We start from the raw sequence: 13,170 nt of genomic DNA, 5'->3' as shown, positions 1-13,170 counted from the left end.
TGACGCCGTCCGCCGCTACGCGAAGAGCTGGGCGAAGGCGCAGGGGTCGGCGACGGCGGACGCCTATGTGCCGCTGTTCTTCGCGTCGACGCCCATGACAGGGCCTTTGCCTTCTTCGGCGGCGCCTGCACGCGCGGCATCTACGACAACATGAAGACGGCGGTGGAAACGATCTTTGTTGGCAAGGACCGCCAATACAATCGCCGCCTCCTGCAGATGTGTAGCCATTATCTGGTGCAGCCGGTCGCCTGCACGCCAGCGTCGGGCTGGGAGAAGGGTCAGGTCGAGAACCAGGTCGGGCTGGTGCGTGAGCGCTTCTTCACGCCCAGGCTGCGCTTCAAGACCTATGAGGAGCTGAACGCCTGGCTGCAGGACAAGTGCGTCGCCTACGCCAAGGCGCACCGTCACGTCGAGCAACCGGAACGAACGATTTGGACCGTGTTCGAGGAAGAGCGCGGCAAACTGGTCGAGTATCGCGGCCCCTTCGACGGATTCCACACGGTGCCGGCCTCGGTGTCGAAGACCTGCACGGTTCGCTTCGACACCAACAAATACTCGGTCCTGTCGACGGCCGTCGGCCGCCCGGTCGAGATCCATGCCTATGCCGACAGGATCGTCATCCGACAGGACGGCGTGGTCGTCGCCGAACATGCCCGCTCCTTCGGGCGGAACGAGACGGTCTACGATCCCTGGCATTACGTCCCTGTACTTGCCCGCAAGCCCGGTGCGCTGCGCAATGGCGCGCCATTCCGGGACTGGGCTCTGCCACCAGCGATGGAGCGTATCCGACGCCGATTAAAAGCGGCGGATGACGGCGATCGGCAGATGGTGTCAATCCTGGCCACGGTGTTGACCGACGGCATCGATGCCGTGGAGGCTGCCTGCCAGGAAGCGCTCGATCAGAATGCCTGCTCATCCGCCGTCATCATCAACATCCTGGCGCGGCGGCGTGATCCGGCGCCAGCCGTCACCATCCTCACCCCGGACGCTCTTCGCCTGCAGCATGAGCCGCAAGCCGACTGCGCCCGCTACGACAGCCTCAGGAGGGCAAACTGATGGAACGCACCCAGGTTCTGGAACTGATGGGAACGCTGAAGCTCTATGGGATGCGCGGCGCCTATGACGAGGTCATGGCGACAGGCATCAAGCGCCAGCACGAGCCGCCGAAGATCGTCGGCGATCTGCTATCGGCCGAGATCGCCGAGAAGCGGGCCCGCTCCATCAAATACCAGCTCACCGTCGCCAAGCTGCCGATCGCCAAGGACATCGATGAGTTCGACTTCGACGGCACGCCGGTCAATGAGGTGCTGGTCCGGGACCTTGCCAACGGCACCTTCGTCGCCGACCAGCGCAACGCCGTGCTCATCGGCGGCACCGGAACCGGCAAGTCGCATCTGGCAATCGCCATTGCCCGCGCCCTGATCCGCAACGGCTCGCGTGGCTGCTTCTTTAACGTCGTCGATCTCGTCAACCGGCTCGAGACCGAGCACCGCGGCGGCAAGCAGGGCCGTATCGCCGATTACCTCACCCGGCTCGACTTCGTCGTGCTCGATGAACTCGGCTATCTCCCGTTCGCGCAAGCCGGCGGGCAATTGCTCTTCCACCTGATCAGCAGGCTCTACGAACGGACCTCGATCATCGTCACCACCAACCTGGCGTTCGGAGAATGGCCCGCCGTCTTCGGCGACGCCAAGATGACGACAGCGCTCCTCGACCGTCTCACCCATCATTGCGAGATCATCGAGACCGGAAACGAGTCCTGGCGCTTCAAGAACCGCGCCTGATCACCCCATCAGCTGCCAAGCGCTATCCGCGCTCGCCCGGGCTGCGCAACCCTGACCAGCTCCGCCCGGGCGAACGCTGATCGCTGCGCACTACATAAGGGGGGTCAAAATTGGACGCCGATCGGGGGTCAGTTTTGGAAGCCGTTTGACACCGGTTCTTTCGGCTTTCGGCCGAGCCCCATCGTCTTGGCCAATGCCGAGCGCGCTGCGGCATAGTTCGGCGCGACCATCGGATAGTCCACTGGCAGGCCCCATTTGGTGCGATATTCGTCGGGCGTCAGGTTGTGGTGGGTCGCGAGATGACGCTTCAACGACTTGAACTTCTTCCCGTCCTCAAGGCTGACAATGTAGTCCGGAGTGACCGATTTCTTGATCGGCACGGCAGGCTTGAGAGCCTCGGACTTATGTGGTTGAGGCGCAGACTTATGCCAAAGGCACCGCCTCGAGCCTCAGGAAGATTGAAAAGGACTGGAAAAGGCGGTGGTGGCGAAGCGGATTGCCCAGGATCTTGTGGCCCGTCTGGTGGTTATGCTCGATCTGGGCAAGCTGCTGCGCTTGTATTCAAAACCGTTGCTCCTGAAGTCAGCGCAGATAGCACATCGTCCAGGTCTTCTCTCCTGGGAATCGACGACCATGTTTAAGCATGAATCCGCCAAACTGCTGACGATGCTACCAGTGTAACGACCGCCTCTGAGCGGGCGCGCACCAGATCCCGCATGGGCATCGCGCGTCGAGAGGATCAAGGCCGAGGCGCCGAACGACCGTTGGAAAATCGTGACCTTCCTGGCGGCCCCTGCGCCACGACCGTGTCGATGCGCCATCGCTCATCAACGGACCGATCAACGGCGAGAGGTTCAAACTCTGTGTCGACAAAGTTCTCGTCCCCACCCTCAAGCCCGGCGACATCGTCGTCATGGATCATGCCTCGGCAGGCGAAAAGTTCAGCGGGCTAACGCTGGGCAAAAAGGCATGGTGCGCCGCACAAAAATATTGCAATGCACTGTAAATGCCGTAACGTCAGTTTTATAAATGAACGAGACGGTCCTTGTGAAAGGCCGTCCACCGAAAAGGATGGAAACTATGGCCAAGACCGCTGATACCGTTGAAAACACCGCGTTCCCCACCTTCGACGCGTCGAAGGCTACCGACCAGATCCGCGCTGTCGCCGAAAAGGGCGTCGAGCAGTCGAAAGAAGCCTATGCGAAATTTGCGTCGGACACCGAGACGACCCAGAAGGCTCTGCAGTCGAGCCTCGAAACCGCCAAGACCGTCGGCAACGAGCTGTCGCTGAAAACAATTGCTGCTTTGCGCGCCAATGTCGAAGCCGGCTTCTCGCACCTCGAAGCCCTGGTTACCGTGAAATCGCCATCCGAGTTCATCGAACTGCAGACTGCCTTCTTGCGCAAGCAGGGAGAAAGGACCGTGGAGCAGACCAAGGAATTTCAGGCCCTGACGACCAAGGCCGCCGAAGATGTATCCAGGCCGATCAAGGATGTCGTTGAAAAGGCGATGAAGGATCTCAAGGTCGCCTGATTGAGTCTGGGCGATCGGAGATGCTGAATGGGTGTCGATGTCCTGCTCAATCTGCCGTGCTGATTCCGGAATGTAATCGAAACTCGGCGGAGTGCCGAAGATCATGGCCGCCGTATTGGCATAGTCGCGCGTGAGCGCGTCCACCATCTTTGGAGCGGGGGCGATCGCGAAGCTGCCCCGGACTGCTGAGGCGAGGTCATAGTCGGGACGATCGAAAAACATGCGCGCGTGCCGTACACAATCGGCGCCAAGATCAAGATCGCCGAGCGCGGCCTTTCCGGTCTCGGATCCGAGAAGACAGTGCAGGTCATATCATAATAGTGCCGAGATACCCGCTGGCCTTCCTGCCGCAGTTCGCCGCGCCGCTCGTACCCGCGGCGCAATCCATGGGCCAAGCCAATGTGCATTATCAAATTAGCTGCTCATTCTCAAATTAAGTGCGCCGGCAACATGCTGAAATCGTTGAGGTCGGATTCGCAGAATTAAATGGAAAACGACACCAGCCGCAGAGTCGGCGAACTGGTCGGCATAGACCTTCTTGAAGGCCGGGCGAGCCCGGGCGCGTTCAACGTATGCTCGGATGTTCGGACAGCCCGAGCAGGCTGTGTTGCCAGGCCGTGAACTGATAGAGGCAGGACGCTTCACTGTCGCCGACATTCCCAACCGTTTTGCCTAACCAGTCGTCAAGCCCCGTTGTCCGGCTCCTACCTGACAACCGAGTGCCGCTCTTAGGCCCCATCTTAGCCTCAAATTACACACCCGCTCTTCGGAGGTGCGTTGAGCTTCTCTAGCTGCGGGACATATGAAGCGCAACACGATTTCGTCCTTCCGATTTGGCACGAAACAGAGCCAAATCGGCGGCATTGACGAAATCGTTTGGCGTCTCGTTCTCGGTGGGCACCGCTGTTGCGACGCCAACGCTGATGGTCACGCGATCCGGGCCGTGGGGTATGTTCAACTCCCGCACGCCCTGGACGAGCCGCTCTGCGATCGCACTGGATTGTTCCAGCAAAGTGTCGACCAGCACGATGACGAACTCTTCGCCTCCGTACCGCGCAGCGAGATCGGTGGAGCGGCCGGAACCGCTCTGGATTACGCGGGCGATTTGCTTGAGCACCTCGTCGCCGGCCATATGGCCATAGGTATCGTTGTATCGTTTGAAGTTGTCGGCATCGATCATCAACAGCGACAATGGGGACTGTGCGCGAAAAGCGCGCTTCCATTCAGCCGCCAGATATTCGTCAAAATAGCGCCTGTTGCCGAGACCGGTCAGGCCATCGATCCGCGTCAGACGTTCAAGCTCGAGATTTGCACTGATCAGCTGTCGCTGGCTTTCCCTTAGCGCTCGGTATGCCGCGTCTCGCTGGACGTGATCCAGATAGGCCCGCGTGTGATATCGAATACGTGCAATCAGCTCGATACGATCCGGCAGTTTGACGAGATAGTCGTTCGCTCCCGCAGCGAAGGCTTCGCCCTTGGTGGCTGGATCTTCCTTGCTCGACAGCACAATGACTGGGACCGCGCGTGTCGACGCATGCTTTCTGTATTCTCGCACCAGATGCAGCCCATCGACCCCGGGCATGACGAGATCCTGCAGGATAACGGTTGGCTTTACCTCATCCGCGACCGTCATCGCTCTCAACGGGTCGGTGCAGAAGTGTAAGGAAATATCGGGCTCGTTGGCTAGAGCGCGCCTGACCGCCTCGCAAACCATGATCTGATCATCGATGAGCAGAACCATGGATGAATAGTTATCTGCGAGTGGCGGGACCAGCTCTGGTTCTTGCGTCATCGGACGAGCCCTTTCATGTGGAGCGCTCGCAGGCTTCGATTATACGTGAGCCGATCGCACTCAAAGGAAGAATATCAACAGCCGCGCCGATGTCGGCGGCGGCCTTCGGCATGCCATAGACGGCACTGGTTGCTCTATCCTGCGCGATTGTGAGATGCCCCTTGTCGCGGAGCTGTCTCAGCCCGCGCGCACCATCCCTGCCCATGCCTGTGAGCAGAACACCAATCACCGAGCCAGGCCACCATTGCACCGCACTTTCGAAGAACACATCTACGGACGGCCGATAAACATTGTCCTTGGGGCTGGGCGTATAGCCAAGTTGCTGAGCTGACTTGAAAACCAGATGATCCGCAGAGCTGGCAACGAGAACGGTACCCGCTTGAGGACTATCTCTTTCCCGCGCCGGACGGATCGGGAGAGGCGTATGCTGCCCCAGCCAATCAACAAGGCCTGGAACGAACTGAGCATCGAGATGCTGGACGAGCACGATCGCGCCGCCAAAATCAACGGGAAACGCGCTCAGGACTGCGGCAACGGCAGCCGGCCCGCCCGCGGAGGCACCGATTGCAATCAGGCGTCGAGGTGTCGGCTCAGCCGCACGTGACATCCGCCTTTTTGCCTTGGTCGGCGCATCACCGATCAGCTTGCCGATCGTTCCTATCTTGTTCGTCAAAAGCCGGGCGGATTGCGAGGACGCGTTACCTTCGATGCCCACTGACGGAATATCGACTGCGTCAAGCGCGCCATGACCCATTGCTTCGTAGACGCCGGCGAGGTTGGCTTCGATACTGGCGGTCACCAGCAAGATTGAGCACGGGGTTTCCGCCATGATTCTGCGGGTCGCTTCCACGCCGTCCATCTCTGGCATCGCTAGATCCATGAGTATCAGATCCGGCAGATCACGTCTGCAGACCTCGACCGCCTCACGCCCATTGGTCGCGATCCACGCGACCTGATGTTCGCCGGTCGACAGGACCAGTCGACGCAGAAGTTCAACCGCCATCGGCATGTCGTTGACTACGCCGATTCTCATTCGCTGGCTTCCGATTTCGATCTCATTCAGCCGCCTCGCCAATCATGTCCACGACGGCATGGATCAGCGCCTCGTCCTGAAAGCTACTCTTGGTCAGATAATAGTCCGCACCTGCGTCGAGCCCGCGCGCGCGATCTTCTTCCCGATCCTTGTATGAAACGATCATGATGGGTGTGTTCTTGAGATCAGCGTCCTTTCTGATCAAACTCACCAGCTCGATGCCATCCATGCGAGGCATGTCGATGTCGGTGACGACGAGATCGAAAGGACCAGACCGGACGGCATTCCACCCGTCCATACCGTCGACCGCCACTTCGACCTCATAACCGTAATTGCCCAGCATCTTGCGCTGGAGTTCGCGAACCGTCAGTGAATCGTCAATCACGAGCACGCGCTTGCGCCTGCTCGCTTCGGGACCGCCCGCGGCGCGCCGAAGAGCTCGAAATCCGCTGGACGACGCAAGCTTTTCCACCGATCGGATCAGATCGTCGACGTCGAAGATCAGAACAGGCGAACCGTCTTCCATCAGGGCTGCTGCGCTGATGTCCTTGATCTTGGCAAACCGTGGATCGAGAGGTCTGATCACTAACTCGCGTTCCCCGAGAAAACGGTCAACGATCAGGCCGTACGCATCGGCCCGACCCGCATCCACGACGACGACCGAGAGTTCGTTCGGTTCCGATCCGGGCTCACCTCGATCCAGCACCTCGCGCGCGGTGACCAGCCCGATCTGTCGATCGTTCAATCGAAAATGCGGCCGGCCCTGCAGGAGATTGATCTGCGTCCGCTGCAGTTTCAAAGTCTTGGAAATGGCAGCGAGTGGAAAAGCATAGGGCTCTCCATCGACATCGACGAGCAGCGTGCGCAGGACCGACAACGTCAGCGGCAATTGCAGTTGAAATCGGGTTCCGTGTCCAAATTCTGAGGAGACGCTTGCGACTCCCCGGACTTCCTTCGTCATGGCTTGCACTGCATCGAGCCCCACACCGCGACCCGAGACGTCGGTAAGGCCCGCTTTCATCGAAAAGCCTGGCAGAAACAGGAATGCGAGCAATTCGGTTTCGCTGAGTGTGTCAGCACTTTCCCTGGTTGCAAGTTGCCGGGCGACGACAGTCTCGCGCAGCTTCGAGAGCTCGATCCCCCTGCCGTCGTCCACCACGGCTATCTGCAGCAGCCCGGCATTATGCCTCGCTTCGAGCCTGATGAGCCCCTCTTCGGGTTTCCCCATCGCGAGGCGCTCCTCAGGCGGTTCAAGCCCATGGTCTACAGCGTTGCGCAGAAGATGCCCCAAAGGGGCATCGAGCTGCTCGAGGATATCGCGGTCGATGCCGGTCGAGCCGCCTACGATCTCCAGTCGCACCCGCTTGCCAAGGGTACGACCGAGGTCGCGGATCGTTCTCGCATAGTGTCGCACGCCGTCCTCAAACGGCCGCATCCGGCTCGCCAACGTTTCGTCGTACAATCTGTTGGCAAGATCGGTCGCCTTCCGATCCACTGAATCCAATTCATCGAGACGCTCCGCCAGGAACGCTTGGCTCAACCGCAGCTTTCGCTGCGCTTCGGCCAGCGCCTCCACCACCGCCGCATCGTTTGAAACCGGCGGCAGCACTGCATGAAGATTGTCGAACGCACTTGCGAGGTCCGATTGAAGTCGCTTCAGCCGTAGCAGCCCGTCAGCGAATGGCCTGAGCCGCCGAGCTTCCATCAGCGACTCGCCAGCCAACCCGAGCAATCGGTTCAGGCTTTCTGCCATCACCCGAACCATTCTATCAGAGCCGATGCTGCCGTGGGCTTGCGGTACCGCCCCAACGAGGAGGTTCGCTGAAGAGGTCGTCGTCAGTTGCTCCTGGGCATGATCTGGAGTTGCGAAATCAGCTGCAGAATCTTGGGGCCCGGGCTTTGCCTCGGGGAGGGACAATTCTTCGAACTTCGCGAGAAAGGTTTCGACTTCTGAGTTGGCGCTCTCGCTCGATGATGCCGATGCGATCAATTTCAAAAGGTCAGAGCCTTGCAGAAGCGCATCTATATGCTCCCGTCGCACCCTCAGATGCCCACGTTGCGCGGCGACCAGGCAGTCTTCCATCGCATTTGCAACTTTGACCGCGGGCATCAGGTCGATGATGCGGGCAGCTCCTTTCAGGGAATGCGCGGCACGCATGCATGCTTCCAGGGCATCGGCGGCGATAGGATCGCGTTCGAGTGCCAGAAGCCCAGAGGTTAGAGCCTGTGACTGCGTCTCCAGTTCGGCCTGGAAGAGGCTGAGCATCGAAACCTGGCTGAAGTCTTCATCTGTCATGCGATGCTCCGATCCAGCATCGTGAGCAGTTGTCGTGGATCGAGACAGCCAACGGCTCGTCCCTGCCACGGCAGCACGGCAACCGTAGCGGCCGACAGTGCCTTGCCAATCATGGCCGGAACAGCGAGAGTGTCGCGTTCCTGGTACCGATGTAAGCCGTGGATCTCGTCAACCGTAAAAGCAACCCGCTTGTCGCGCTCGCCTACCACGACTAGGCGGCGAAATACCTTGGTTCGCGTGCCTTGTTCCCCCTCCTTGCGCTCGTCTATCCCGAGCAATTCGGCCAGGGACAGGCAAATGAGCAATTCACCACGGACATTCGCAATACCGAGCAGTGCACTGTTCCTGCGATGTGGAACTGAATGAACGCGACGAGCTTCAGCCACTTCATGAAAAATACCGACCGGAAGTGCCAGCCATTCCTCCCCCAAACGGAAGAGAACGGCCGTCTGCAGCGCGTCGCTGTCTGCCGAGTCGATCCCTGCACGACCAGCGTTATCAGGCCATTCGTCGCGATATGCCGAGGGCGCCGCACGGTCAAGGAGGCGTCGTGCAATCTTCTTGTAGGTCGGGCAATTCCGGCAGTGGAGATGCTGCTCCAGTAGCGGACATGACTTGTCACCCCGTACGCCTATTTGCCGCCAGCAGTCGTCGATTTCAATCTCCTCCACCGGCTGAGCGATCCTTGTCGAAGCCGCCATCAGCTGCCGCTCCTTTTCTGGACCCGACCCAGCCGGCCGGCCAGCGCCTCGGCGCCGTTATGGTCGCCTTGCTTGCTAAGCAGCAAGGCCAGATGGACAAGAGCTTCTCGATGGTTTGGCGCGAGATAGAGCGCCTTGCGATAACTTTGCGCGGCTTCGGGTGCAGAACCATCCGCATCCTGGACGAGGCCCAGCAGGTAGAAGATTTCCGCGGAAGGACCGAACGCCTTGAGATGCGCCAGGGCGACCTCCTGTGCCTCCTTTACCCGTCCTGCATTGGCGATCCGTTCAACCGCGATGAGGCTTTCCGAGGCCTGTGCAAGCGGCTTGGCCGGAGCCTGCCCACGGCCTTCATTGCCAATTGTCGGTCGGAACGGAAGAAGAGGCTCGCTCTTGTTGACCTTCGGGCTTGGCGTCCGCACTGGGACGGCGGCCGAAACTTTCGGCTCCGTGGTCTTGACGGGCTCCGATTTCAGAAAGGCAAAGGCCAATGGCCATTCAGCGGAAATAAAGCCATGCAACCTTGGAAGAGCTGCTTCCGCCGGACCGACCAGAAGAAGTCCGTCTTTGGCCAGCAGGTCCTTCGTGCAGATCAATGCGCGATCCTGCAGCTCTCGATTGAAATAGATCAGCAAATTGCGGCAAAGCAGGATGTCATAGACCTCTTGCCCGAAAGACGCGCGAGAACCGAACAGGTTTCCTACCCTGAACCGAACCTGTTTCAGCACCCCAGCAATAGGCCGCAACCCGCCCTCGGCAGCTTCGAAATAGCGATCCTTGAATTCGAGATGGCTGCCGCGAAACGAATTGCGCCCATAGATGGCGCGTTCAGCCGTCGCGATATTGCGGCTGCTGACGTCCACGCCATCGATCTTGAACTCGTGCGCCTCAAAGCCGCCATCGAACATGGCCATGGCGACCGAATAAGCCTCTTCGCCGGTTGAACATGGCAGGCTCAGGACTCTTATCGGCTGAGCAGGCTTGTGCACTCGCGCATGCCGCGCCAGCATCGTGAACGCTTCTCGGTCGCGAAAGAACCAGGTCTCTGGGATCACCACCGCATTGATCAGCTCCTGCAGCTCCTGCGAGGAACCGGTCAAGTGTTCCCTATAGGCCTGAGGGTTGGTTATCCGGCATGCTGCCATCCGGTCTCTGACCGCCTGACGAACCACTGTCGGACCAACGCTGGCACTGTCCAGTCCAATGGTTTCCGTCAGGAGCTTTTCTATTGCGCCGGTCATTGATCACCTATTGCGGCCTGGCGGAGCAAAGAGGTACGAATCTCCTCCGAAAGCAGCGCTTCCACTTTGACCCACTGAATGATCTCCGAACCATCGGAAGCCACCGGCCCAAGATAGGGCGGGGTTCCTGGTTCAAGTCCGAACGGCGCGAAATCGGTAGGGTCTCGCTCGAGCGTATCCGTCACCCGTTCCGCGATCAGCCCCAGCAGGCGTTGCTCGCCATCATGCGCCGGATAGCGCGTCACAACGATCCGGGTGCTCAATAGGCGCTCCGATGGTCGGCCAAGCGCAAGAAGAGTAACATCGATCAGGGGGATGGGTATTCCGTTATAGCTGACCAAACCCACCACACCAGTTGGCGCACCCGGAAGAACTTTCACATCGATATAGGGCAGAACCTCTTCAATTTGGTGGACATCGATCAAGTAGCGATCCGGACCCATGCTGAAGGCGAGGAATAGCATTGTCACCTCCTACTGCCGGCTCGCTATGCTCGCAGCTTGAACCTCGAAATGCTACTTCGCATGCCGCCTGAGACTTGATTGAGCTCGTCGATCGCGAGCGTCGATTGCTGAAGGGATTCGACTGTTTGCTGAGCTGCCTCGCTTAGCTGGGTTAGCGTGTCGCTGATCTGCCCCGCGCCGGTCGCCTGTGCTTGCATGCCTTCATTGGCGACTTCGAAACGTGGCACCAGCCCCTGAACCTGCTGAATGATCTCGAAGAGTTGCCCGCCGACCTGCTGGATTTCCTGCATACCCCGGCGGACCTGCTCGGAAAACTTGTCCATGCCCATCACCCCGGCCGCGACTGCCGACTGGATGTCCTTGACCATCTGCTCGATATCGTAGGTGGAGACAGCCGTCTGGTCCGCGAGCCTTCGGATTTCCGTCGCCACCACTGCAAAGCCCCGGCCGTATTGGCCTGCCTTCTCCGCCTCGATGGAAGCGTTGAGCGACAACAGATTCGTCTGATCGGCGACTTTGGTTATGGTCGTCACCACCTGATTGATGCTGCCGGCTTTCTCACTCAAGATCGCGAGTTTGGAATTGATCGCGCCGGCCGCTTCCATGACCTGCTGCATGGTTTCTTCCATACGGGTCAGCCCCGCTTGCCCTCCGCCGGCGACGGCAGCCGTTTGTTCGGCAACTGTGGAGACCTCGTTCATCGTGCGGACCAGCTCGTTTGATGTGGCGGAGATTTCCTTGGCTGTCGCGCGGATTTCTGTTGTGGTCGCTGCGATTTCAGTCGCAGTTGCCTGCTGTTGCTTGGAGGTGGCGGCGATCTCAGTTATCGACGTGCCGACCTGTATGCTGGACCTTTGAACCTGACCAATGAGGGTTGTGAGATCGTCCGCCATTGCGTTGAAGCCGTCGGCAAGCACGCTGAATTCGTCTCGGCGCCTCAGATCGAGGCGTTCGCTGAAGTCGCCTTGCCGCATCAATTGAACCGCGTCGACCAAACGGGTGAGCGGACCTGTAATGGCGCGAAACAGCTGGTAACCCAAAAGAAGAGCTAGTCCGAGGGCTATCAACAAGCCAACGCTCAAACCGACTTCGGCCGTTCTAACGATCGAGTTGATCCGCTGCGTCGCGCTGTTTGCCTCGCCTCTGTGATCCTCAACCATGGCCTGCAGAGCGGACTGCAATTTTACAAAGATCGGCTCTACGGTGTTCTTGATGGCCGGGCTTTCATTGGGAGTTTCACCTTTCGACAAGGCAGCCCGGCTTGTGTCCAGCACAGCAGTTTCAGCCAGACGAAATTGGTTGGCGAGTTCTTTGACGGCTGCATAATTCTGCTTGTCGATGTCGGAGACGATTGTTGCTTCATAGTCGTCCATCGACCGCTGCACTTGGTCGCGATTGGTCGTGATCGCGCTTTCAAGCGTGCTTCTATCCGACGGGTTGTCCTGAAGGGCATATTCCTGAAGCAGACTATGGGCCGTCATCTGGCCCATCATGATCTCGGTACTGTGATAGAGGTCTGGAAGGATGCCCTTCTCGACCTCAGTCGCCTCCTGCCCCGCCTGAAGAAACCAGGCGTACGCGATGACGGCGATCACGGACATGACCACCAGAACGGCAGCGAAACTGACGAGGATGCGGTGGCGTATTGTCAGACTCTTCATGGAACGGGTTCACCAATGAGGGCATCGTGGGCTGCGCGACAAACGCTCGTTCCGACGTATTCGAAAAAGGTGCGTCGAAAAGCGGTAGTCTGATGCTGAATGGTTTCTTTTCCGTTCCATCTCTAATGATGGCGAGGCGGCTCGCCAATCGGCGCTGCCAGAAGCGGTGGTCAAATGATGTCCTGCCGTCCACGCACATCAGCCCGACATCGGCTGGGGTGGCACGCCGCGTCAAGAGGAGTGTGGATGAGCTACTTGAGGCCACGAGTTGATGACTGCTTAGGCCAGCTCGATGCCCGAAAGCCGACCTCCCGCTTGCGGCCCCCTTCCGGTCATTCACAAGCCGGCCGATAGCGGAAGTGAGCCAGTGCTGTTTACGTCGAAAACACATAGGCCGCCACTACATGTTCGCCTTTTGTGCTTCGATGTTGCAACCAAGTTCGAATGTCGCGCTCTCAGCAAAGTAGAAATGTCGCATCCACGTCGATGCGGCCCGGCCTAGCGCAGATCTGAGCGCCCGATCGGGCGTCAGCTGGTCGGGGTTGCGCAGCCCGATCGGGGGCGATCCAGTAGATCTCCGTCGGCTTTAGATCCCATGAGGAGTGAACGGCGGCCGGCGCTCTGTCAGGGTGAGGCTGCATCGAACCACTCACTCAACAGGAGAT

10 protein-coding genes and 3 pseudogenes are annotated in these 13,170 nt (G+C 59.3%); 5 read left to right on the top strand and 8 right to left on the bottom strand.

The window, feature by feature from the left end; all coding sequences use genetic code 11:
- Both NKJ89_RS34725 and istB read left to right on the top strand, forming a co-directional pair.
- Positions 1–1,123, top strand: a pseudogene (locus tag NKJ89_RS34725) (IS21/IS408/IS1162 family transposase); the annotation flags it as partial.
- Positions 1,056–1,784 (top strand): IS21-like element helper ATPase IstB, encoded by a 729-nt coding sequence (gene istB, locus NKJ89_RS34720; protein ID WP_352608929.1) that lies wholly within the window; start codon positions 1,056–1,058, stop codon positions 1,782–1,784. The pseudogene NKJ89_RS34725 and the gene istB, both read left to right, overlap by 68 nt.
- A 128-nt stretch (positions 1,785–1,912) precedes the next feature.
- Here the strand turns inward: istB and NKJ89_RS34715 are convergent.
- Positions 1,913–2,185, bottom strand: a pseudogene (locus NKJ89_RS34715) (Ros/MucR family transcriptional regulator); the annotation flags it as partial.
- An 82-nt stretch (positions 2,186–2,267) separates the two neighbouring features.
- Between NKJ89_RS34715 and NKJ89_RS35885 the strand changes: the two are divergent.
- The 3 genes and pseudogenes from NKJ89_RS35885 to NKJ89_RS34700 all read left to right on the top strand — a co-directional run bounded on the left by NKJ89_RS35885 (position 2,268) and on the right by NKJ89_RS34700 (position 3,317).
- Positions 2,268–2,465 carry a hypothetical protein gene (locus NKJ89_RS35885; RefSeq protein WP_502904198.1) on the top strand — a complete coding sequence of 66 codons (198 nt, stop codon included), beginning with the start codon at positions 2,268–2,270 and terminating at the stop codon, positions 2,463–2,465.
- A 24-nt stretch (positions 2,466–2,489) separates the two neighbouring features.
- Positions 2,490–2,706: pseudogene (locus tag NKJ89_RS34705) on the top strand (IS630 family transposase); the annotation flags it as partial.
- 149 nt (positions 2,707–2,855) lie between these two features.
- The gene (locus NKJ89_RS34700) at positions 2,856–3,317 is read left to right on the top strand and encodes a phasin (protein WP_352608928.1); all 462 of its coding nucleotides are present in this window, start codon (positions 2,856–2,858) and stop codon (positions 3,315–3,317) included.
- Between the two features lie 787 nt (positions 3,318–4,104).
- On the opposite strand, the gene NKJ89_RS34695 is transcribed toward NKJ89_RS34700, so the two are convergent.
- The 7 genes from NKJ89_RS34695 to NKJ89_RS34665 all read right to left on the bottom strand — a co-directional run bounded on the left by NKJ89_RS34695 (position 4,105) and on the right by NKJ89_RS34665 (position 12,505).
- Positions 4,105–5,058, bottom strand: coding sequence for a diguanylate cyclase (locus NKJ89_RS34695; RefSeq protein WP_352608927.1), 954 nt, complete (start codon positions 5,056–5,058; stop codon positions 4,105–4,107).
- A 64-nt stretch (positions 5,059–5,122) separates the two neighbouring features.
- Entirely contained in the window at positions 5,123–6,142 is a 1,020-nt protein-coding gene (locus NKJ89_RS34690; protein WP_352608926.1) for a chemotaxis response regulator protein-glutamate methylesterase, read from the bottom strand.
- Between the two features lie 22 nt (positions 6,143–6,164).
- A complete protein-coding gene (locus NKJ89_RS34685; RefSeq protein ID WP_352608925.1) occupies positions 6,165–8,438 on the bottom strand; it encodes a hybrid sensor histidine kinase/response regulator in 2,274 nt (757 codons plus the stop codon).
- A complete protein-coding gene (locus tag NKJ89_RS34680; protein WP_352608924.1) occupies positions 8,435–9,139 on the bottom strand; it encodes a chemotaxis protein CheW in 705 nt (234 codons plus the stop codon). Before NKJ89_RS34680 ends, NKJ89_RS34685 begins: the two co-directional genes overlap by 4 nt.
- On the bottom strand, positions 9,139–10,239 hold the full coding sequence (locus NKJ89_RS34675; protein ID WP_352608923.1) for a CheR family methyltransferase: 1,101 nt from the start codon (positions 10,237–10,239) through the stop codon (positions 9,139–9,141). Before NKJ89_RS34675 ends, NKJ89_RS34680 begins: the two co-directional genes overlap by 1 nt.
- Positions 10,240–10,376: 137 nt before the next feature.
- Positions 10,377–10,844 carry a chemotaxis protein CheW gene (locus NKJ89_RS34670; protein WP_352608922.1) on the bottom strand — a complete coding sequence of 156 codons (468 nt, stop codon included), beginning with the start codon at positions 10,842–10,844 and terminating at the stop codon, positions 10,377–10,379.
- Between the two features lie 23 nt (positions 10,845–10,867).
- Positions 10,868–12,505, bottom strand: a complete 1,638-nt coding sequence (locus NKJ89_RS34665) for a methyl-accepting chemotaxis protein (RefSeq protein WP_352608921.1) — start codon at positions 12,503–12,505, stop codon at positions 10,868–10,870.
- Positions 12,506–13,170: the final 665 nt, after the last annotated feature.

Origin of the sequence: Mesorhizobium sp. M0047 (genome assembly GCF_040323315.1) — a bacterium.
Lineage (GTDB): Bacteria > Pseudomonadota > Alphaproteobacteria > Rhizobiales > Rhizobiaceae > Mesorhizobium.
Note: the sequence above shows the minus strand (reverse complement) of the source record. Positions and strands in the feature narration are given on the sequence as shown.

Excerpts from the sequence above, each read along its gene's own strand:
- istB (WP_352608929.1), top strand. The coding sequence starts at position 1,056 with ATGGAACGCACCCAGGTTCTGGAACTGATGGGAACGCTGAAGCTCTAT.
- NKJ89_RS34700 (WP_352608928.1), top strand. The coding sequence starts at position 2,856 with ATGGAAACTATGGCCAAGACCGCTGATACCGTTGAAAACACCGCGTTC.
- NKJ89_RS34695 (WP_352608927.1), bottom strand. The coding sequence starts at position 5,058 with ATGGTTCTGCTCATCGATGATCAGATCATGGTTTGCGAGGCGGTCAGG.
- NKJ89_RS34690 (WP_352608926.1), bottom strand. The coding sequence starts at position 6,142 with ATGAGAATCGGCGTAGTCAACGACATGCCGATGGCGGTTGAACTTCTG.
- NKJ89_RS34685 (WP_352608925.1), bottom strand. The coding sequence starts at position 8,438 with ATGACAGATGAAGACTTCAGCCAGGTTTCGATGCTCAGCCTCTTCCAG.
- NKJ89_RS34680 (WP_352608924.1), bottom strand. The coding sequence starts at position 9,139 with ATGGCGGCTTCGACAAGGATCGCTCAGCCGGTGGAGGAGATTGAAATC.
- NKJ89_RS34670 (WP_352608922.1), bottom strand. The coding sequence starts at position 10,844 with ATGCTATTCCTCGCCTTCAGCATGGGTCCGGATCGCTACTTGATCGAT.
- NKJ89_RS34665 (WP_352608921.1), bottom strand. The coding sequence starts at position 12,505 with ATGAAGAGTCTGACAATACGCCACCGCATCCTCGTCAGTTTCGCTGCC.